At 41.2% G+C, this 21,629-nt stretch carries 21 protein-coding genes and 1 pseudogene; 17 read left to right on the top strand and 5 right to left on the bottom strand.

The window, feature by feature from the left end:
- Positions 1-584 precede the first annotated feature (584 nt).
- Entirely contained in the window at positions 585-1,220 is a 636-nt protein-coding gene (locus DXB43_RS07120; RefSeq protein ID WP_117947191.1) for a helix-turn-helix transcriptional regulator, read from the top strand.
- Positions 1,221-1,390: 170 nt separating this feature from the next.
- Here DXB43_RS07120 and DXB43_RS07115 read toward each other — a convergent pair whose 3' ends face one another.
- Both DXB43_RS07115 and DXB43_RS07110 read right to left on the bottom strand, forming a co-directional pair.
- On the bottom strand, positions 1,391-2,116 hold the full coding sequence (locus DXB43_RS07115) for a MerR family transcriptional regulator (protein WP_117947190.1): 726 nt from the start codon (positions 2,114-2,116) through the stop codon (positions 1,391-1,393).
- 84 nt (positions 2,117-2,200) lie between these two features.
- On the bottom strand, positions 2,201-2,800 hold the full coding sequence (locus DXB43_RS07110; protein ID WP_117947189.1) for an HD domain-containing protein: 600 nt from the start codon (positions 2,798-2,800) through the stop codon (positions 2,201-2,203).
- Positions 2,801-2,893: 93 nt separating this feature from the next.
- Here DXB43_RS07110 and DXB43_RS07105 point away from each other — a divergent pair, with 93 nt between their 5' ends.
- From DXB43_RS07105 to DXB43_RS07075, 8 genes and pseudogenes are all read left to right on the top strand, one after another.
- Positions 2,894-3,511, top strand: coding sequence for a glycoside hydrolase family 3 N-terminal domain-containing protein (locus tag DXB43_RS07105; RefSeq protein ID WP_158567205.1), 618 nt, complete (start codon positions 2,894-2,896; stop codon positions 3,509-3,511).
- On the top strand, positions 3,508-3,651 hold the full coding sequence (locus DXB43_RS15010; protein ID WP_158567204.1) for a hypothetical protein: 144 nt from the start codon (positions 3,508-3,510) through the stop codon (positions 3,649-3,651). Before DXB43_RS07105 ends, DXB43_RS15010 begins: the two co-directional genes overlap by 4 nt.
- 61 nt (positions 3,652-3,712) lie before the next feature.
- Positions 3,713-3,796 (top strand): annotated as a pseudogene (locus DXB43_RS15770) (beta-glucosidase); the annotation flags it as partial.
- A gap of 139 nt (positions 3,797-3,935) precedes the next feature.
- Positions 3,936-4,538, top strand: coding sequence for an AAA family ATPase (locus DXB43_RS07100; RefSeq protein WP_117697827.1), 603 nt, complete (start codon positions 3,936-3,938; stop codon positions 4,536-4,538).
- 253 nt (positions 4,539-4,791) lie between these two features.
- Entirely contained in the window at positions 4,792-5,466 is a 675-nt protein-coding gene (locus tag DXB43_RS07090; protein ID WP_158567203.1) for a 4'-phosphopantetheinyl transferase family protein, read from the top strand.
- A gap of 76 nt (positions 5,467-5,542) precedes the next feature.
- Entirely contained in the window at positions 5,543-6,205 is a 663-nt protein-coding gene (locus DXB43_RS07085; protein ID WP_117947185.1) for an HAD family hydrolase, read from the top strand.
- Between the two features lie 15 nt (positions 6,206-6,220).
- Complete coding sequence (locus tag DXB43_RS07080; RefSeq protein ID WP_117947184.1) at positions 6,221-7,105, top strand: MurR/RpiR family transcriptional regulator; 885 nt, start codon at positions 6,221-6,223, stop codon at positions 7,103-7,105.
- Positions 7,106-7,496: 391 nt separating this feature from the next.
- Positions 7,497-7,823 (top strand): putative quinol monooxygenase, encoded by a 327-nt coding sequence (locus DXB43_RS07075; protein ID WP_117947183.1) that lies wholly within the window; start codon positions 7,497-7,499, stop codon positions 7,821-7,823.
- Between the two features lie 219 nt (positions 7,824-8,042).
- On the opposite strand, the gene DXB43_RS07070 is transcribed toward DXB43_RS07075, so the two are convergent.
- Both DXB43_RS07070 and DXB43_RS07065 read right to left on the bottom strand, forming a co-directional pair.
- Positions 8,043-9,917, bottom strand: a complete 1,875-nt coding sequence (locus tag DXB43_RS07070) for an ABC transporter ATP-binding protein (protein WP_117947182.1) — start codon at positions 9,915-9,917, stop codon at positions 8,043-8,045.
- On the bottom strand, positions 9,917-11,668 hold the full coding sequence (locus DXB43_RS07065; RefSeq protein ID WP_117947181.1) for an ABC transporter ATP-binding protein: 1,752 nt from the start codon (positions 11,666-11,668) through the stop codon (positions 9,917-9,919). Before DXB43_RS07065 ends, DXB43_RS07070 begins: the two co-directional genes overlap by 1 nt.
- A 128-nt stretch (positions 11,669-11,796) precedes the next feature.
- Between DXB43_RS07065 and DXB43_RS07060 the strand changes: the two genes are divergently transcribed.
- From DXB43_RS07060 to DXB43_RS07040, 5 genes are all read left to right on the top strand, one after another.
- The gene (locus tag DXB43_RS07060) at positions 11,797-12,237 is read left to right on the top strand and encodes a MarR family winged helix-turn-helix transcriptional regulator (RefSeq protein ID WP_022243498.1); all 441 of its coding nucleotides are present in this window, start codon (positions 11,797-11,799) and stop codon (positions 12,235-12,237) included.
- 99 nt (positions 12,238-12,336) lie between these two features.
- Positions 12,337-12,762, top strand: coding sequence for an NfeD family protein (locus DXB43_RS07055; protein ID WP_022243497.1), 426 nt, complete (start codon positions 12,337-12,339; stop codon positions 12,760-12,762).
- 30 nt (positions 12,763-12,792) lie between these two features.
- Positions 12,793-13,644, top strand: a complete 852-nt coding sequence (locus DXB43_RS07050; RefSeq protein ID WP_117947180.1) for a patatin-like phospholipase family protein — start codon at positions 12,793-12,795, stop codon at positions 13,642-13,644.
- 12 nt (positions 13,645-13,656) lie between these two features.
- Positions 13,657-15,114: an MFS transporter gene (locus tag DXB43_RS07045; RefSeq protein ID WP_117697808.1), complete on the top strand. Its 1,458-nt coding sequence runs from the start codon at positions 13,657-13,659 to the stop codon at positions 15,112-15,114.
- A complete protein-coding gene (locus DXB43_RS07040) occupies positions 15,111-16,061 on the top strand; it encodes a D-2-hydroxyacid dehydrogenase (protein ID WP_117947179.1) in 951 nt (316 codons plus the stop codon). Before DXB43_RS07045 ends, DXB43_RS07040 begins: the two co-directional genes overlap by 4 nt.
- Here DXB43_RS07040 and DXB43_RS07035 read toward each other — a convergent pair.
- Entirely contained in the window at positions 16,025-16,990 is a 966-nt protein-coding gene (locus tag DXB43_RS07035) for a zinc dependent phospholipase C family protein (protein ID WP_117841568.1), read from the bottom strand. The two genes, DXB43_RS07040 and DXB43_RS07035, sit on opposite strands and share 37 nt — an antisense overlap.
- A 695-nt stretch (positions 16,991-17,685) precedes the next feature.
- Between DXB43_RS07035 and DXB43_RS07030 the strand changes: the two genes are divergently transcribed.
- The 3 genes from DXB43_RS07030 (at position 17,686) to DXB43_RS07020 (ending at position 21,603) form a co-directional block, all read left to right on the top strand.
- On the top strand, positions 17,686-18,708 hold the full coding sequence (locus DXB43_RS07030; RefSeq protein WP_330417870.1) for a lysylphosphatidylglycerol synthase transmembrane domain-containing protein: 1,023 nt from the start codon (positions 17,686-17,688) through the stop codon (positions 18,706-18,708).
- A gap of 20 nt (positions 18,709-18,728) precedes the next feature.
- Positions 18,729-19,493, top strand: a complete 765-nt coding sequence (locus DXB43_RS07025; RefSeq protein WP_117947177.1) for a TraX family protein — start codon at positions 18,729-18,731, stop codon at positions 19,491-19,493.
- Between the two features lie 106 nt (positions 19,494-19,599).
- Complete coding sequence (locus tag DXB43_RS07020; RefSeq protein WP_117947176.1) at positions 19,600-21,603, top strand: LTA synthase family protein; 2,004 nt, start codon at positions 19,600-19,602, stop codon at positions 21,601-21,603.
- Positions 21,604-21,629 lie beyond the last annotated feature (26 nt).

Here is a 21,629-nt window from a genome sequence, read left to right as displayed (position 1 = left end):
AAGGGAAAGTAACGCTTCCTTATCCGAAAACAGCATCCGGAAAACAGTGTCCTTAAATTTGCGGTTCGCCACCGGTGTGCGTTTCGTTGTTTCATTTGCTTCATGTGCTTTTCCTGTCATAGGCAAGTCCTCCTTGTGTGTGGCAGGAGGATAAGCAGCAATAGAAAATAAATATCATATCCAGTGGCAAAAGATTATCTGCTATCGAATAATGGCAGTTATTTCCATACTGTATCGCTCCTGCTTTTTAGTTAAATAGTGAATCAAAAGCATAGATAGATACAGAAATGCTGGGTTCTATGCAGAACCGGATTTGAACTATAGAAAGTGCCATATAGATTGTATAATATATGCTTTTTCACATTTTAACATAGGAAGAGGGCAGGAGCAAGACGGAAAAATATGAAAAAAGTATTAGAAGTATAAAATCCGGTACAAGCGCAATGATGAAAAAACCAGAAAATAAAGGAACTTACAGACTTTTTGATAAAAAAAACGTGTCGTTGAAGCTATTATGGTACTTTGTTAAAATAATGTTAAACAGTTAGTACTAAATGTAATTTAAGCGAAAGGCGAAAAAGAAAATGGAACAAAAAATGGTATATCAGTCAATTGCAGATTTGAAGGAAATGAGAAAGATTTTGGGTTTAACAAAAGAAGCTGTAGCAGACAATATTGGATATAGTGTAAGAACTTTGGAACGAATAGAAGAAGAAAATGTGGTTTCGACAGAAAGTATTGCAAAGAAGTTATGTCAGTTATATCAATTAAATTTTGAAGAGCATTTTTATAGGACTGATAAAAAAAATGACGATAAAGTAAAAGAACTTGAGATGCAGTTAGGAAAAAGACCTGAAAATCTTATTTACAAGGAGAATGAGTATTATTATTTATATGTCAGGAAAGTAGGCTTGCTTGGAGAGTGTATCGTAGGGAGAGTAACATATATAGCAAATTATAATCGTAATAAAGAAAGAAGAAAATTAGAAAAAGTTAGTCCGGAAAGAGTATTATATAAGGAACCACATATTAATATTATAAATACTGGCGATGAGTGGAAATATTGGCGCTTTAGTTTGAAAATTGGAAAAACATATAAGGTATTAGTTTCTAAAAAGTGTATGAAAGAGTGTTTGAATTGGTGTTTAAAGGAATATATTGTCAGACGAGATGAACTTATGATTGTGGATGGAATATCGGATTTGATATTTTTAACTTAATAGAAAAAATAATGAGGTGAAACAGATGAGCATAATGGAGGTATTAACATTATTGTTAGTTGTTTTTGAAGTGCTATCATATATAGATGGACATTACTATAAGAAATAACGATTTATCATTAGCAAAAAGGAAGGGCATCTGAAAAATTCAGACCCCTTCCTTTTTATCCCTATCCACAGTATACTTCAATTGCTTTAGCAACGAAGCCAGCCGTACCTTTTCCGGCGGCATAATCGATGTTTTCGGTGAATTCGCCACCGGAAGCATACAGGGAACCAAGTCCGCTTAAAATCGTATTGGTACATTGGTAAAAATGCTCGGAAATGTAATCTTGTAGGTGTTTTACCAGCTTCTGGACTTCCGGAGCATTTGCCGGTTTTTCTTTTAAGCTGCCGAATTCTACAAAGATAAGCATCAGATTTTTATAGGCATCCTGTTCTTTTCCCAAAGAAGTGGAAGAATGCTTCTTTTCGTATTCTTTATAGGCATCTGTCTGTTCCCACTGTTTCTTTGCACGCTCGGCATATTCATCCATTTTGGTTGTATCAAATACAGTAAAATCCATTTGTTTCACTCCTGACAATTTTATTTTTCGAGCAAAAGAAATCAGATTCTTAAGATGCTCCTGTTTCATGGTCAACAGCTCAATCTGCTGCTCCAATGCTTTGGCTCGGTCAAAATCAGGGGCGTCGAGAATGCGTCTGATTTCTTTTAAAGGAAATTCCAATTCTTTGAACAGTAAAATCTGTTCCAACCGTTCCATTGCTGTATCGTCATACAACCGGTAGCCGGATTGGCTATAGGAAGCTGGTTTTAAGAGCCCTATGGAATCATAATATTGCAGGGTGCGTATACTCACGCCTGTCAGTTTACTTACTTCATTTACTGTCATCATGGAAAGTTCCTCCTCTCGATAAACATAGTCTAAGCTGTTACGTAACGTAGGAGTCAAGCAAAAAAGAAAATTTTATACAAAAAATTATTCCGCTTCTATTTCCGCCTTGATTTCATCTTCGGTTGCCGCCATTGCCTGTAAAGTCATGGTAAGAAGTTTTTCTAAGGCCCAGCCAAGCTGTGCGGCACCACGTTCAATTACTTCACGGGAGCATCCGGCAGCAAAGCCTTTGCTCTTATATTTCTTCTTTAAGGATTTTAATTCCATATCTTTCGTGCTCTTGGATGGACGCATCAGTGCGGCGGCCCAGATAAGACCGGTTAATTCGTCTGCGGCAAATAAAACCTTTTCCATTTCGTGAAGCGGTTCCACATCAATGGTTGTGCCACATTCTACGGTAATGCCGTAGCCGTGGGAGCAGACCGCATGAATAATGTCATCCGAAACGCCGCCATCCTTTAACAATTCCGGAGCCTTAAGACAATGCTCGGCAGGATATAATTCGAAGTCGATATCGTGAAGCAGTCCCACGATACCCCAGTATTCAGCATCCTCGCCATAGCCTAATTCATTGGCATACCATTTCATAACAGCTTCAACCGTAAGCGCATGCTGAATATGAAATGGGTCTTTGTTGTATTTTTTCAGTAATGCAAAAGCATCATTTCTTGCAATGTGTTCCATTTTTTCGACCTTCTTTCTTTTGGCAGTTCAGTAAAAATATACACCGGATAAAATAAATGTGCAAATTAAATTTGTGTGGAAAAAGGGCATTTTTTGCATATAGCATCATTATCCAAAGAACTGCTACAGGGATTGTTAAGAGGAAAGCTTGGTTTCAACGGAATGATTACTACAGATGCTACCAATATGGTAGGCTTTGGCTGTGCCGGAAGACGTAAAGAGCTGCTTCCGAAATCCATCAATGCAGGCTGTGACATGCTTTTATTTACGAAGAATCTGAAAGAGGATTACGAGACTGTTTTAGAGGCAGTTAAGAGTGGCATAATTTCAGAAGAACGTCTGAATGAGGCGGTTACTTATATTTTGGCAACAAAAGCATCTTTGAAGCTGCATGAGAAACAGAAATCGCATACTCTGATTCCGGATGAGTCAACCCTTGATATTTTGCGTTGTAAGAAGCACATTGACATGGCATATCAGGTATCCGATAAAGCAATTACACTGGTAAAGGATGAGCAGAATCTTCTGCCACTTTCTAAGGATAAATATAAGAAGGTACTGACCATCGTATTAGGAGATGCCATCAGTGCCAGCGGAAAACCGGCAGTGGGAGACCACCAATCGGATATGATGCACCATGGTTTGTCCATGAGATTCCGACCATGTTTATCTCCATTGCAAATCCGTATCATATGCAGGATGTGCCGATGATAGAGACCTTTATCAATGCATATACAGCCAATGAATTTAACGTTGAAATGCTGGCAAAGAAATTAAATGGCGAGTCATCCTTTAAGGGAAAGAGTCCGGTAGACCCGTTCTGCTATCAGCGACAGACAAGAACCATATAAAAGTACAGGGATAAGAGGAAAAAGATGAAAGCCTTGAAATTATACTGGAACGATATGAAGGAAAGGAACCTTGAAGAGAACCAAAAAGAAATCCTTTTACTGGTACAAGAAAGTAATCGAAAGCAAGGGAGAAATTCTAAGATAAACGGCTGTTATTATCTTAAAAAATATTGCATATTTACGAAAAAATAGGAAAAAAAGTAAAAAAAACCCCTTGTTCTATCGGAAAACCTGTTTTATAATAGAGGGAAAAATGAACAGGCAATACGGAGGAAGAAGTAGAAATGAGCAAGAAACTGATTATCGTAACATCGCCGCCAGCTTGCGGGAAAACATATATTTCAAAAGAACTGGCAAAGAGATTAAATCATATTGTATATCTGGATAAGGATACTTTAATTACATTATCCAAACAGATTTTTGTAGTGGCTGGACAGCCATATAATAGAAGCAGTGATTTCTTTGAGAAGAACATTCGTGATTATGAATATGAATGTGTCGTAAATCTGGCACTGGAGGCATTGGAGTATGAAGATCTGGTTCTTATCAATGCACCATTTACAAGAGAAATCCGTGATATGGAATATATCAAAGGTCTGAAAGCCCAGCTGGCAAAGAAAGATGCTACATTAGTAACAATCTGGGTACAGACAGATCCGGAAATCGTTCATGAGAGAATGATTACCAGAGCGTCTGATCGTGATGACTGGAAGTTAGAGCACTGGGATGAATATATTGCATCCTGTAACTTTGAGATTCCGGAAGATCTGCATGATCCGAATGTAAAAGATGATTTACTGATTTTCAATAACAACAATGATGAAGAGTTTGAAAAGTCCATGAAAGAGATTACTGGAATCTTAAATGAGACTATCAATCAGGACTAATTACATAGTTTAAAAGTGGAACCCCGGGCAAAATGCTTCTTATGGGAAGAGAAGTATTTTGCCCGGGGATTTTTTACTTTACAGGAAATTGCTTTCCTGCAAAGTAAAAAACGCTCCGCGAGGATGCACACTGCGGCGCATAAGGTAGATGTCGCAGGCGCGAGAATGTGCCAAGGCACATTCTTTTTTGTAACAGAATGTGGAGAACTTTTTGTATTTGTGCTATGATATGAATATGTGGAGCATATATGGAATGGATATTCGTCTGTTAAAAAAACATCCGGAATATAAAGAACAAATAAAATTGCTTCCCACACGTTGGGAGAAGGTAAATAAAATAAAAAAAGAAGAGGACAGACTGCGGAGTCTTGCTGCAGGCATCCTGCTTTCCTATGGGCTACGGGAAAATGGCATAGATTTAGATGCCTGTCAGCTTATAATGGGAACCCATGGCAAGCCGCAGGTGGCAGGCTGTGAGGGACTGCATTTTAATCTGTCTCACACAGGAAACTATGCAGTGGCGGTATTTTCTGATGCACCGGTTGGAATTGACATCGAACACCGGAGAGCATTCAAGCAGACGCTTTTGGACAAGTGCTGCACAAAGGACGAGCAGGCATGGATACAGAGCCAGCCGGATAAAGAAATGGCATTTGTACGTCTCTGGACAGCCAAGGAAAGCTATGTAAAATGGAGTGGAGAAGGAATTACCTTTCCCTTAAAGAACATTGCAGTTCACCGGAGGGAGAATGGCATCGCATCTTATCCGAAGAAAGATGGCATAGCACTTTACCGGGAAGGCATCCTGCAGCCGGTAAACTTCGCAGAGCATGATGAGATACCGGATTACCACATCTGCGTGTGCACGGAGTCTGAGAAAGAAAATGCGGCAGAAATTATATGGCTACAAGAGGACAGCTTCTCATGAGCAATGTCAGCGCATGATTCACATTTGCTGTCTGCTAATTATATGGCGGGGAAAGTGACAGAAAGGCAGAAGAAGGATGAAAAAATATAACACTGTTATCTTTGATTTGGATGGAACCTTATTAAACACATTAAAGGATTTGACTGATGCAACCAATTATGCATTGGAAAAATATGGACAGCCACAGCACAGTATAGAGGATGTCCGGAAATTTGTCGGAAATGGCATCCGCAAGCTGATTGAGCGTGCGTTAGAGGGCGGAGAGGAAAATCCGGAATTTGAGCATGTATTTGCAGCTTTTAAAGAATATTATGGTGAGCATTGTAATGATACCACCTGTCTTTATCCGGGCGTGGAAGAAATGATTACTTCCTTAAAGGGACAGGGCTATCGCCTTGCAATTGTTTCAAATAAAGCGGATTTTGCAGTAAAGGAATTACAGCAGATTTATTTTAAAGGAAAGATTGAAGTTGCCATTGGAGAAAAAGATGGCATTCGTAAGAAACCCGCACCTGACACTGTTATGCAGGCATTAAAGGAGCTTGGAAGCAGCAGGGAAGAAGCGGTCTATGTAGGCGATTCTGATGTGGACATTGCAACAGCAGCAAATTCCGGTATGCCATGTATCAGTGTGACCTGGGGATTCCGGGATGTTCCATTTTTAAAGGAGCATGGAGCAACACATCTGGCAGCTAGTGCTGAAGAATTGTATGCAATTTTAGATGAATTCAATGCGTAAAAAGGAGAATGGCAAATGGAAATTATCCGACAGATGCAGGAGCGGAAGGACTTGACGGAACGGGAAAGAAATATTCGTGATTATCTGATGGAACATCCGGAGGCTGTCATTTCCATGACAGCAAAGCAGTTAGGGGAAGTTTCTTATAGCAGTACTGCAGCTGTAAGCCGCTTTTGCCGGAAAATCGGCTGTCAGGATTATGGAGAATTCCGGCTGCGTTTCCTAAGTGAATTGCAGAGTACGGAGGGTGGACAGGAGACGAGTACAGAGCATTTTGTAATACAGCAGCAGGAAAATGCCATGACCATTATGAATAAGATTGCGGACATTGACACCCTTGCCGTTGAAAAGACAAAGCGTCTTCTTACGATTGATCAGCTGGCGCGGGTGGGAAAAATGGTGCATGAGGCCAAGTACATTGATTTCTATGCCTTTGATATGAATATACATCTGGCACGCTACGGCTGCAGCCAGTTCTTCCATTGCGATAAGGTGGCAAATACTTATGCGGAAGATAATATACAAAGGATGATGGCATTGCAGAATAATGAAAATCATCTGTCCATCATGATTAGTCATACCGGAAATAATAAGAAGCTGGTGGAACTGGTAAGGGATTTACATCGGGCAAAAGCAAAAACCATTCTGATTACATCCCAAGGCAAAAGCAGGATGAAAGCATATGTGGATGAGGTTCTGCTGACACCAAGAACACTGACAGAGTGTGGAAGTATCCGGATGGAAGGACTGTGGACAGTGGCATTTTCCGCAGCAACAAAATACCTTCTGGATGTTATGTTTGCAATGGAATTTTCTGCCGGTTATGATGAAAATATAAAACTGAGCAAGCAATATTATGAGATTGGTGCAAAGAACCTGTGTGATACAGAAAAATCATAGCAATAAACTGAAACAAAATTTCAAGATTTCATTCATAAGAGCCGATTCTTTTGAAACGATCATTCAAAATCCGTCACACTTGTTGCAGAGAACAGAAAACATGTTATCCTTGGACTGTAAGGAAGACATTGCCATATGTCCCTTGCATTTATAGCATGTTTGAGCCCGGAAAATAAATTCCGGGCTCCGTTAAAAAAGGAGTGACGCATATGAAATTAAAGAAGAAAATGAAACGAATGTTAGAAGCAAATCTGATGAATGTAATATTTGCAACAGAGCAACAGGGATTAAAGAAACTGATGATTCATTTCTTAGAGACTTTATAACTAGAATTTTGATAACTGCAATATTACATTTATAAAATAAAAATATTATCAGGAGGGAGACGCATATGAGCATAACAGTAAATCTTTATTATACCGGTGAAAATGGAAATGCATTAAAATTTGCTCAGGAGATGGAAAGCAGCGGAACTGCAGAGGCAATCCGCCGGGAAGAGGGCAATTTAAGGTATGAATATTTTATACCGATGCAGGATGAGGAAACGGTGCTTTTAATAGACAGTTGGGAAAACCAGCAGGCATTAGATGTGCATCATGCTTCTCCGATGATGCAGACCATTGCGGCATTGAGGGATAAATACGACCTTCACATGAGAGTAGAACGTTACGTATCAGACGATGAAACCACGCAGGATGATAAATTCATTCGAAAATAAGCAGTATATCTATGATGGCAATGACCGGAATATTCTTGCCAGATATTGTAAAGGAAAATTTGTGGCAAAACCATTTGCATAGCAGACATTGCATAGAATATGAAAGAAGACACGAGGTATGTTCAGACAAACAATGGTTGGTTGAAACATACTTCGTGTCTTTTACGTTACTAAGAAGCTATAAAGCACGGTCTATGACAGAACCTGCATGTAGAAAGTTTATCCGTGCAGTCCGGTATACAACTGATAATATTTACCCTTCTGGGCAATTAGTTCGTCGTGGCTGCCCCGTTCAATAATGCGGCCCTGCTCTAATACCATGATACAGTCACTGTTCTTAACAGTGGAGAGACGGTGGGCAATGACAAAGGTTGTTCTGCCTGCCATCAGTTTATCCATACCATCCTGAACGATACGCTCGGTTCTGGTATCGATGGAGCTGGTTGCTTCGTCAAGAATCAGTACCGGAGGATTGGCAACAGCTGCACGGGCGATGGCAAGTAACTGACGCTGTCCCTGGCTTAAGTTGGCACCATCACCGGTCAGCATGGTATTGTAACCATCCGGAAGATGGCGGATGAAGGAATCAGCATTGGCAAGCTTTGCAGCAGCGATAACTTCATCGTCGGTAGCATCCAGTTTACCGTAGCGGATATTTTCCATTACGCTGGCGGTAAAGAGGTGGGTATCCTGTAATACGATGCCAAGAGAGTGTCTTAAGTCAGCTTTCTTAATCTTGTTGATATTGATACCGTCATAACGGATTTTACCATCCTGGATATCATAGAAACGGTTAATCAGGTTCGTAATGGTGGTCTTACCAGCACCGGTAGAACCGACAAAAGCAATTTTCTGACCGGGAGTAGCAAATAATTTTACATTGTGTAAGACAATCTTATCATCATTATATCCAAAGTCTACATCATCGAAGACCACATCTCCCTTTAACTCTACATAGTCAATGGAGCCGTCTGCCTGATGCTGGTGTTTCCAGGCCCAGCGTCCGCTTCGGGTATTGGAGGTCTCTACAAGCTTTTCTCCGTCTTTTTCTACATTGACAAGAGTAACATAACCTTCATCTGTTTCAGGTGTTTCATCCAAAAGGGTGAAGATTCGCTCGGAACCTGCCATAGCCATAACAATACTGTTTAACTGCTGGCTGACCTGGTTGATTGGCATATTAAAGCTCTTGTTAAAGGTTAAGAAACTTGCCAGTCCGCCCAGTGTAAATCCACCGATGCCATTTAAGGCGAGGACACCACCAACCATGGCACAGAGTACATAACTGATGTTACCAATCTGGGCATTTGCCGGCATTAAGATATTGGCAAATTTGTTGGCATTGTCAGCACTGCGGAAAAGCTGGTCATTTAATTTGTTAAAAGCTTCGATACTTTCTTCTTCGTGGCAGAAGACTTTAATTACCTTCTGACCATCCATCATTTCTTCGATAAAACCATTGGTTGCACCAAGGTCACGCTGCTGAGCGATAAAGTATTTACCACTTTTCCCGGCAAGATTTTTCGTGACAAGGAGCATGACACCAACCATTACAAGAGTAAGAACAGTCAGTGGGATATTCAGGATAATCATGTAAATCAGTACACTGACAATGGTAATGACACTGTTGATTAACTGCGGAATACTCTGGCTGATCATCTGACGAAGGGTATCAATGTCATTGGTGTATACAGACATGATATCGCCGTGGGCATGCGTGTCAAAGTATTTAATTGGCAGTGTTTCCATATGGGTAAACAAATCGATTCGCAAATCATTTAAAGTACCCTGCGTAACATAAATCATAATCTTGGAATAAGCAAAGGTACTTAAAACTCCCACACCGTAAAAGCATGCAACACGAAGGATGGCAGCAGCCAGCGGTGCAAAGTCCTTATCCGGTGAATTCAGAATCGGAATAATATAGCTGTCAATCAGGGTTTTCATAAACATGGTTCCCTGGGTGTTGGCAAGAACACTTAGTACAATAAAGACAAGTACCAGGAAGCAGGCAATTCCGTATTTCCGGAAAATGTAAGCCATCAGACGGCAGAATAATTTGCCCGGATTCTTTACTTTCCTTTTTTCAGCCATTACTGAGCACCTCCATTCTCATCAAAGTCACCACCGCCGCCGGTCTGGGATTCATAGACATCACGGTAGATGGCATTATTTGCTAATAATTCTTCATGGGTTCCAAAGCCGTTAATCTTACCTTCATCTAAGACAATAATGCGGTCAGCACTCTGGACACTGGAGATTCGCTGGGCAATAATCAGCTTGGTTGTACCCGGAATCTCTTCGGCAAAGGCTTTGCGGATTTTTGCATCAGTTGCGGTATCTACGGCACTGGTGCTGTCATCCAGAATCAGAATTTTCGGTTTCTTTAAGAGGGCACGGGCAATACAAAGACGCTGCTTCTGACCACCGGATACGTTGGTTCCCCCCTGTTCGATGTATGTATTGTATTTATCCGGAAAAGTGTTGATAAAATCATCGGCACATGCTAATTTGCAGGCACGGATACATTCTTCTTCCGTAGCATTTTTATCGCCCCAGCGCAGGTTATCAAGAATTGTACCGGAGAAAAGTACGTTTTTCTGCAGTACAACGGCAACCTGGTTACGCAGGGTATCAAGGTCATACTTTCTTACATCAATGCCGCCAACGGAGACAGAGCCTTCAGTTACATCATACAGACGGCTGATTAAGTTCACCAGACTGGACTTGGAACTTCCGGTTCCGCCTAAGATACCGATGGTTTCACCGGAATGAATAGACAGATTGATATCGGAAAGAACCGGCTCAGCCGCATCTTCTTTATAGCTGAAGGCAACATGGTCGAAGGTAATACTTCCGTCTTTTACTTCCATAACCGGATGCTTTGGGTTATTTAAGTTACTCTTTTCGTTTAATACTTCAGAAACCCGGCGGGCACTGGCAACACTCATGGTAATCATGACAAATACCATGGAGAGCATCATCAGGCTCATCAGAATATTCATACAGTAGGTTAAGAGACTCATCAGCTCACCGGTAGTGAGGCTGCTGTTTACAATCATCTTTGCACCAAGCCAGCTGATTAAAAGAATACAGGTATATACCGTAAACTGCATGGCAGGAGCGTTGAAAACAACAACATTTTCAGCCTTTATCAAGAGCTTGTAAATATTTCCGCTGGCTTTCTTAAAAGTAGAAGCTTCATGGTCTTCACGGACATAAGCTTTTACGACACGGATAGCGGAAACATTTTCCTGGACTCTTGCATTTAAGTCATCATATTTTGGAAAAGCTTCATTAAAATATTTGGTAGCAAACCGGATGATGATAGCAAGCACACCACCTAAGAGGATAACGGCAATCAGATAAACGCTGGCAAGCTTCGGACTGATAAAGAAGGACATTGCCATGGCACAAATCAGACTGGCCGGTGCTCTCGTACACATGCGGAGGATCATCTGGTAAGCATTCTGCAGGTTGGTGACGTCAGTAGTCATACGGGTAACAAGACCTGCAGTGCTGTATTTATCAATGTTAGCAAAGGAAAAGGTCTGAATATTTTCAAACATGGATTTCCTTAAGTTACGGGCAAATCCGGTGGATGCCCGGGCACCATATTTTCCACCCATAATTCCGGCAAACAGGGAGAAGCATGCAGCAACGACCATCCAGGCACCGACTACATAGATGTGATGGATGTCACCCTTGTTGACACCATTATCAATGATGGAAGCCATCAGAAAAGGAATTAAAGTTTCCATCAGAACCTCAAGAATCATAAAGATAGGAGTTAAGATGGAATCACGTTTAAATTCTTTAATCTGGGCAGCTAAAGTCTTTAACATAAATTTCACTTCCTTTTTTCTAAATTGTATGCTATAACATAAATGTTAGCATACTAACAGATATTGTTATATAACAATATTTTTTATATGTCAATGAATTTTTTGGGAAAGAAAAGAAGGATTATGAAATGTGCAAAGAGAGAAAACTTGGAAACGATATCCGGGTCATACACAATATGATAGGGATGTACTGCGACCGGTATGGTGCGGATCACCGAGATGGTGTGGCACCGATGCAGGGGCGGACACTGGGCTTTTTATATTGTAATAAAGATAAGGTCATCTGCCAGAAGGACATCGAGCAGGAATTCTTAATTTCCAGGGCAACGGCAAGCAAAATGTTACAGTCCATGGAGAAAAAGGAGCTGATTACCAGAAAAGAACTAAAAGAGGACGCACGATTAAAGCAGATTCTTCTGACGAAAAAAGGGGAACAGCAGCATTTGAAAATGATGAACTTCTTTTCTGGAGTGGAGAAGCTCCTGGTGGATGGAATGACAAAAGAGGAAGCGGATGAGCTATCCTCTCTTTTAAAGCGGGTGCGCCATAATCTTGAGAAGAATCTGTAAAGATTAGGAAAAGTCATAAGGAAAAGAGAAGGTTCTACTTCCTATATATATGACTTTTTGCTATAATAGATGCAAACGAAGAAAAGGGAGGAGCAGGAGATGATTATTTTCTGGTTAGCACTTTTTGTAATATTACTGATTATAGAGATTATTACGGTAGGACTGACAACCATCTGGTTTGCAGGCGGAAGCATGGCAGCCCTGATTGTGGCAGCAGTAGGAGGTCCAGTCTGGCTGCAGGTAATTTTATTCCTTGTGGTATCTTTTGTATTGTTATTCTTTACAAGACCATGGGCAGTAAAATATTTAAACCCGCATAAGACCCGGACGAATTACGAGGATGCCATCGGAAAGACCGTACGTGTAACAATGAAGATTGACAATATCGAAGAGACAGGAACAGCTGTATTAAACGGACAGGAATGGACGGCAAGAAGCAATGACGATGCAGTTACCATAGAAGCAGATACTACTGCAGAAGTTGTGGCAATAAGTGGTGTCAAACTGATTGTAAAACCACAGTAGAGTAAGAAAAGATAAGGCAGGCGATTGCATATGAAACTTGGAATGGTATTTGAAGGCGGAGCCAGCAGGACAATTTTTTCCTGTGGAGTGGCAGACGCATTTCTTGAAGAAAATATAATGCCTGATTATTTTATCGGCGTATCGGCAGGAATAGCCTTTGGCTTATCCTATTTGTCAAAGCAGCACGGCAGAAACTTAGAGCTTGCAAGAAAATATATGTCAGATGGCAATTATCAGGGATTTAAGTTCTTATTTGATAAGAACCGCAAGACCTTTTATAATCTGGATTACGTCTTTGATGAAGTGCCAAATAAATTACTGCCCTTTGATTATGATGCATTTGCAGCATTTCCGGGACAGGTGGAAGCAGCAGTGACCAACATTCATTCCGGTAAAGCAGAGTATCTTGAAGTGCCAAGAGACAGCTCCAGCATGTCAGTTATCGAAGCAAGCTGTGCACTTCCGGTATTTTTCAAGCCGGTGCAGGTAGGCAGACGCTATTATCTGGATGGCGGCGTGGCAGATTCCGTTCCATTTGAGAGGGCATTAGAGCAGGGCTGCGATAAGGTAATTGTCGTACTGACAAGAGAGCGTGGCTATGAGAAGCATACGGATGGAGGAACGAAGATTTCTTCTGCATTATATCGGCGTTATCCAAATATCGTAAAGGATTTGAAGGAGCGTCCAGCAAAATATAATGAGTCCATGCAAAAATTATTCCGGTTGGAAAAAGAAGGACGCGTTTTTGTAATTGCACCGGATACGACCCATGGGGTAGGCAGAACCGAAAGTGACCCGAAGCGGTTAGAAGAATTATACGAAGAAGGTTATCTTGAGGGAAAAGAACAGATGGTAGCATTAAAGAATTATTTGAAGAAGTAAGAAGCAGGAATGATGAGTGAACAGATAGAGCAGGAAAAGACAATTCATTATAATGATGCAAAAATCTGGCAGATTGCATTTTTTTCCATGAATAATACAGCAGCAAATCTGTATCTGGCTTTGATGGGCTATATCTCATACTATGCCAATTCCATGGCTGGCTTTTCTGTTGTGTTGATTTCTTCACTGGTAACAGCAATGAATATTTTTGATGGTGTAACTGACCCTGTGGTTGGTTTTCTGTTGGATAAGAGTAAAGGACGGTTTGGAAAATTCCGTCCTTTTATGGTGGCTGGAAATATACTGATGGCAGTCAGTGCTGTTCTCCTGTTTGCGACAACACATCTGATTTCAAAGTGGGTACGGATTCCGTATTTTATTATTATCTATGCAATTTTTATTATCGGATATACCTTTCAGACTGTGGTTGCCAAATCGGGGCAGACGATTATTACCAATAATCCGAAGAAACGCCCACTGTCCACTTATTTCGATTCCATTTTCATCATGGCGGCATACGGCGGCAGTGCCTTGTTTGTAGCCAATTATCTGGTGCCGAAATACGGTGGATTTACCAACGAAGAGCTGTATGTGGAGTATGTATTCTGGGTTGTGGTATTGTCGGCACTGGCAACACTTTTGGCGGTAATCGGAATCTGGAAGAAAGACCAGCCGGGACGCTATGAACATCAGCAGACACAGAAGATTAAGGTGTGGGATTTTTTCTTGATTTTAAAACAGAACAAGCCAATCCGTATGCTGATTATGGCAGCCTGCACCAACCGGTTTGCGGCAACGGTATACAGCCATACAACAGTAGGCGTTATGCTTTATGGCATCATGATGGAAAATTATGGAATCGCCGGATGGATTGGTGTGGTGGCAGCATTGCCAACGCTTTTGGTAGTGACCGTTGGCATCCGGGCAGCACAACGGATGGGACAGAAGAAGGCACTGGTATTATTTACGGGACTTGGCATTTTCTTCCAGTTACTATTGATTGTGGTATTGATGCAGGACAATATCAATACGGTTACTTTTAATCTCAAACATTTTAATGCCATTTCCTTCTGGTTTATGTTATTCTTTGTATTGTTAAATGGCTGTAAGTCCATTACAAATAATATGGTGGTGCCGATGATTGCAGACTGCTCCGATTATGAGCAGTACCGCAGCGGTAAATTTGTACCGGGACTGATGGGAGCACTGTTTTCCTTTGTAGATAAAATTTTTGCGGCACTGGGAACGGCATTTGTAGGACTGGTAATGTTACTGATTGGATATAATAAAACATTTCCACAGATTGGTGATGCTTTGACACCGGTATTGCGTTATACAACCATATTCCTATTTTGCGGAACACCGATTATCGGCTGGGTAAGTTCTTTGATTGCGTTGAAATTTTACCGGCTGGACAAGAAGAAAATGAATGAAATTGCGGCAGCATTGCAGGAGGAAGAGATAGAATGAAAATCGTTTTTTTAGATGCAAAATCAATTGGAGAGGATATTGATTTATCCACATATGATGCATTGGGAGAAGTTATAAAATATGATTTCTCGACAGCAGAGGAAGCGGCAGTACGAAGCGTGGATGCAGATGTGCTGGTACTAAATAAAGTAGAAGTTAACGAAAAGACCATTGGAAATGCAAGCCACTTAAAGCTTGTGTGTGTGACGGCAACCGGAACGAATAATCTCGATAAGGCATACCTTGAAAAACGTGGTATTACATGGCGCAACGTAGCGGGATATTCCACAGAATCGGTGGCACAGCATACCGTTGCCATGCTGTTTTATTTACTGGAAAAACTGCCTTATTATGACCGTTATGTAAAAGATGAAAAATATATCGGAGATAAAATGTTTACCCACTTTGATAAACATTTTGGAGAGCTGGCAAAAATGACCTGGGGCATTATCGGACTTGGAAATATCGGAAGAAGAGTTGCAGATATTGCAAAAGCCTTTGGCTGTCGTGTCATTTACTATTCCACTTCCGGACGGAACAGCCAGCCGGGCTATGAACGTGTCAGCTTCGAAGAACTGTTAAAGGAATCGGATATTGTATCCGTTCATGCACCGTTGGATGAAAACACGTTGGATTTGATGAATAAAGAAGCTTTTCATCAGATGAAGAAAACGGCTATTTTCTTAAACCTTGGAAGAGGACCGATTGTGGTAGAAGAGGATTTGGCAGAAGCCTTGGAACAGGGTGAGATTGCGGCAGCAGGACTGGATGTCCTCCGGGTAGAACCGATGAGTCCGGAAAATCCGCTGCGCAGAATCAAAGACAGTGAGAAATTACTGATTACGCCGCATATTGCATGGGCGAGTGTGGAAGCCCGCACCCGCCTCATGGAGATTATCTGTGGTCAGATTCAGGAATTTTTCTCTAATGGAAGTCCGGAATCATAAGAGTTGTTTCCTAGCTCTAAGGAAAGTGCATCTAACTGTTCCCGGTAAACCGGCGTTCCAATTGGAAGCGTAAACAGTCTTGCAGTTTTATTTAAGATGGACTGATACCGGGTTCCCGCAGTATCCAGAAGGTCAAAGAAGGACTCATGGGAGACATCTTCTTTGTTCCATGGATTTCGCCAACGGAAATGACGAAGATTCAGCGGGTCTACCGTAAAAGTAAAGTAGTCACTTGGAATCAACGGAGAAATACATGCATAACCTAAAGTCTTTGCCTCGATTTTACGGGCAAGGACTTTTTTCTTGCCCTGCGGGTCACGAATCCATGCGGTATTAAGCTGCACAGCTTCTAAGGCAGCCTGCATGGAGCGGTAAGTAAAGCGGTACTCTTTATATGTGGAGCTGTAAGCCTTTAATAATAAAGAAGCAATAATGTGCCGTTCCTTCCGGCTGATGTGCAGGGTGGCACTCTGGTTGAATTCAGATGGCGCACAGTTTTTATAATAAGTAAGAAGCTCTGCATCAATATCTGTTTCCAGATATACATGATGACCAAAATAACCCTTATCATAAGTGCCATAGTGTGACTTGGCAAAGATATATGGATGACAGGTAGTATCTAAGACATAATGTCCAAGAAAGCCGCAGATATAGGAAATGGCAATCTGCTGTTCCGTCTCTTCCAAGAACATGTCCTTACTTTTTAAAAGCTGGGTAAGAAAAATACCGGTATTTTTGTGGTGTGCCAACTGCCCGATATTTCCGGAAGAGCGGAGGTAGGACGGCAGGTAATAAAAGAAAATATCCGGTCCCTGTAAGCCCATACAGAATGCATGCGGAAATTTACGGATGCAGGAAACAAGATCCGGTTCCTCTAATTCACGAAAAGAATTCAGTCCAAATAAATAGTGGGTGGTAAATCCTGGCATAACAACAATCCTTTCAACTAATTATATTTTAAGTGATTGCAGCAAATTTTAAAGGGTGAGTTTTTTGCTATTTAAAAGTATCTTTTTCGGCTATAAAATACCGCAGTTCTAAAGTGCATGTTTTTCTTCCTGTGATAAAAACCGTCTTTCCAATGTTTGACAAAAGTACTGCACGGTTCGCCGAAATGCGGATGCATGATAAGGGCTGTTAGGGGCACCCGGAATTTCGTCTGGCATCCGGCAACGCTGGCACAGGACGTGCCAGCGAGGCGCATCTGAACATGGATGTGAATTTGCGCCGGTTGCCAGAACGAATGAAATGTAAATCGAAATTCCCAGTGCCCCTTGCAGGCTTTATGTCGCATCCGCATCCGGCGGACCGTGCGGTACTTCCGTCAAAGCAGGCGGAAAGACAGTTTACAATCAAGAAAAACATGCACTAAGAACTGCAGGCATTTCATATCAAAGAAAAAGATATCTTTTGAATATCAAAAACTCACCATTTAGAATTTCTTTCGTTGCAATCGCTTATATATAGATAATTAAAGTATAGCACTTTTTGCCAGGAAATATAATACAGAAGTTTGACAAAAAATGGATATTTGATATAATCCTGTGTGTGACGAATAATCCATGGAGATACGTGGTAAAATAGACAGGCAGCAGAGGAAAAAGAGAACTGGGAGTGAGGTTTTATTAATAAGCGGACAAAGCAAATACTGAAACTGTTTTTTGTAATTGCCATCGTAGCAATTATCATTTATACGTTCCGGGATTCAGCCGGACTAATTTTAAAGGAGCTTTCTACAACTGCACCTTGGGTGGTCATTACCATCTGCGGTGCCGGTGTTGTGTATAATGTGGTAGAAGGATGGATTAATTATTCCTTCGCAAAGCAGTATAATCCACAGTTTACATACCGGATGGGTGTAGAGAGCGCCTTTTATTGCTCATTTTACCGTGTGGCAACCTTAGGCAGTGGTGCCGGTGTGGCAGCGGTATATTATTTCAATGAAAAAGGAATTCCGGTTTTTCAGGGAACCGGAATGTATATGGTAGAGTATGCGATTCATAAAGTAACGATTGCAATCTTTTCCATTATTTTCTTCCTGTTAAATTTCGGATTTATGAAGGAACATTATTCCGAATATTTTAATCTTCTGATTGCAGGATATGTGTTGACGGCAGTGATAGCAACTGCATTACTTTTATTCTGCTGTTCAAAGAAGTTCCATGGAATTTTACTTTTCCTGGTGGACAAGCTGAACCGCAAAGGAAAATTCGATGCGCAGGCAGCCATGTTACGGGAACAGTGTGGCATCTTAGAGGATGCAGCAGGCATGCTTCTGACCAAGGGAAAACTAATCGCATCCATTGTAGCTAAGAATCTGTTGAAATTTGCATTCTGCTATGGCATACCATTCGTGATTTTATATCGGGAATATGGATTGACACTGTTACAGTCCTGGGCAGTTACTTCCCTTGCTTTTATGCTGGCAGCAGTCATTCCGTCTCCGGCAGGAATCGGTTCCTCAGAGTTTGTATTTACCGCATTGTTTACAGTATTGGTAGGAACCGGAGAAGCCGGTTCTGCGGCACTGTTATACCGTTTTGCAACATTCGTACTTCCATTTGTTATCGGTGGTGTGGTGGTATTACTGCATAAGCGTATTGACCGACGGATTGCAAAACGCAAGGCAGATAAGGCACAGCAGTAAGGGAAAGAGAAGGAATTAAGATGAAAGAAAGAAAAGGAATCAGTGGCAGCACACTGAAAATCATTGCGATTATAACGATGTTAATTGACCATATCGGAGCCGGAGTTCTTGGCAGACTGCTGGTAGTCCGTGGCATGAATGAGGCGGCAGATCTGAATGCATGGATTGATGCCAACAGTACCCTGGTGATTACATATCAGATGATGCGTTTTGTCGGAAGACTGGCATTTCCGATTTTCTGTTTTCTTTTAATCGAAGGTTTTGAACATACACATGATGTGAAGAAATATGCACTTCGTCTGCTTTCCTTCTGCCTGGTATCTGAAATTCCATTTGACTTATTATTCAATGGAAAAATATTGGAATTCGGTTATCAGAATGTATTTTTTACACTGTTTATCGGACTGATGGTTATGTGGGGATTTCAGGCAGTGGAGAATCAGGAACGGTTTGCGAAGTTTAAGAAAGTTATTTTTGATGCGGGAATTCTTGCAGCAGGAATCCTTGCGGCAGAATTTTTAAATACCGACTATGCTGGAATTGGCGTTGCCTGCATCGTATTACTCTATGTATTCCGTAAGAAAAAATCCTATCAGCTGCTTGCAGGATGTATCGGATTTTCCTGGGAGCTTACTGCACCGCTGGCATTCATTCCGATTGCGTTTTATAATGGAAAACGTGGACTTTCTTTGAAATACTTTTTCTACATTTTCTATCCGGCGCACCTTCTGATTTTGTATATCATCTGCTGGGCAATGGGAATGGGACCGATTGCAGTCGCATAGATTTCTTTAAGATTTTGTGAAGAGGCTTGCAAACAAAAAAGACCTGCGTTATAGTAGCGGATGGACAGAAGTTCTGTCACAGAAGAAGACGGCAGGATTGTAAGAAATGAATGAGAATAAAGCAGAAAGAAATAAAATAGAACAGAATAAAAAACATTCAGCTAGACTTATCGAACTGGATTATAAGAAAACAAATATAAGAGCCGGACTCATTGCTTTTGCAGTGATGTTGGGCTTTTGTCTCTATGGTGGGGTAAATGTTCTGGTGGCAGCTGCCGCAGGGCTGATTTATTTTGGCATCAAAAATCTTAGGATTACATTGCCGGAGAAAGCCAATCCTATCTGGGCTGCACTTGAAATTTTCTTAAGTGCCATCATGACAGAGCATATGGTGCAGTATCTTTTGCTGGATGCAGAGCTGCGGGAGAAAATCAGTGTGAATCACACCCGATGGAATGTGCTCTGCTGCATGGTCTTTTATCTTGCCCTGTTAGTGATTACAGCAAAGCCGAAGATTGCCTGCATGATAGGACATATTTTCCTCTTAAGCCTTGCAGGAATCAATTACTTTGTCTATCAGTTCCGTGGAAATGAATTTTCTTTCGGAGATTTGAAAGCGGCATCCACCGGACTTTCCGTGGCAGCAAATTATAAATTTGTATTGGAAGATCGGGCGGTCTATGTCATACTTTTTAGCATGATATATGTTGCCTTTATAAGAAAGCTGAATTTTGAATTTAAAAAGAAATGGATGCTCCGGATCAGTGCCTTTGCGGCAGCACTGGTAATGGGAATTTATGTGGGAATTGCCTCAGAAGATACGGTAATGGAATCCTGGGAACAGAAAGGAACTTACCGCAACGGCTATATCTTAAATTTTGTACTCAGCATCCGGGATTCCTTTGTGGCGGAGCCGGATGGATACTCAAAAGATGTGGTGGAAGAGATTTCCAAAGAATATCCGGCACCGGAGAATAAAGGCTCGGAAGATGACCCGACCATTATAGTTATTATGAATGAGTCCTTTGCGGATTTGAGTGTGATTTCCCATTATGGATTTGAGACAACGGAAGAGGTAACACCATTTTTCGATTCCATGGACACCAATGTCATTAAGGGATATGCACTGTCTTCTGTCTTTGGTGCAAAGACACCGGATTCCGAGTGGGAATTTCTGACGGGAAATTCCATGGCATTCCTGCCAAGCGGCTCCGTGCCTTATCAGCAGTATATGTCAAAGAAACCGTATTCCCTGGTGAGTACCTTAAAGGAGCGGGGATATTCCTGCATTTCCATGCATCCTTACTATGCGTCCGGCTGGAGCAGAAGCAAGGTTTATCCGCTGTTGGGCTTTGATGATAGTCTCTTTATCGATGATTTTGACCAGACCAATATCATGCGGGAATATATTACGGACCAGGAATTATACAATAAAATCATTGACCAGTATGAGGCAAAGCCTTCCGATGAGAAATTATTTATCTTAGGTGTTACCATGCAGAATCACGGTGGCTATACCGATTATTATGATAATTTCCAGAATACGGTAAATCTTAAGAATCATTATTACAGTGATGTAAATCAGTATTTAAGCCTGATTCATGAGAGCGATAAGGCACTGGAAAATCTGATTACTTATTTTGAAAATGTGGATGACAAGGTCGAAATCGTATTTTTCGGAGACCATCAGCCGAGCCTGAATAATAATTTCTATCAGTCCATGAATGGCAAAGGATTATCCGGTCTTACCCTGGATGAACTGCAGGAATTATTTACAGTACCATTTTTTGTATGGACGAATTATGACAGTGAAAGTAACGATGTGGAACTGACCAGCCTGAATTACTTATCTACAATGACACTGCAGCAGGCGGGTATTGAACTGCCGGCATATAACCAGTTCTTAGCAGACTTACAGGAAGAGATACCGGCAATGAATTCCAGAGCATTTTATTCGAAGAGCCAGGGTGAATTCTTTCATTATTCTGAGGCACAGGGGGAAGATGCAGACCTTCTGAATCAGTATAATATCCTGCAATACAACAACATGTTTGAAAAAGAAAAAGACAAGGATAAAAATCTTTTTCCGTATTATGAAACACCGGATTAAAGAGTGAAAAACATAGAGAAAGTGAA

The organism is Roseburia sp. OM04-10BH (genome assembly GCF_003462605.1).
Lineage (GTDB): Bacteria > Bacillota > Clostridia > Lachnospirales > Lachnospiraceae > Roseburia_C > Roseburia_C amylophila.
This window is presented reverse-complemented; position numbering and strand designations above follow the sequence as displayed.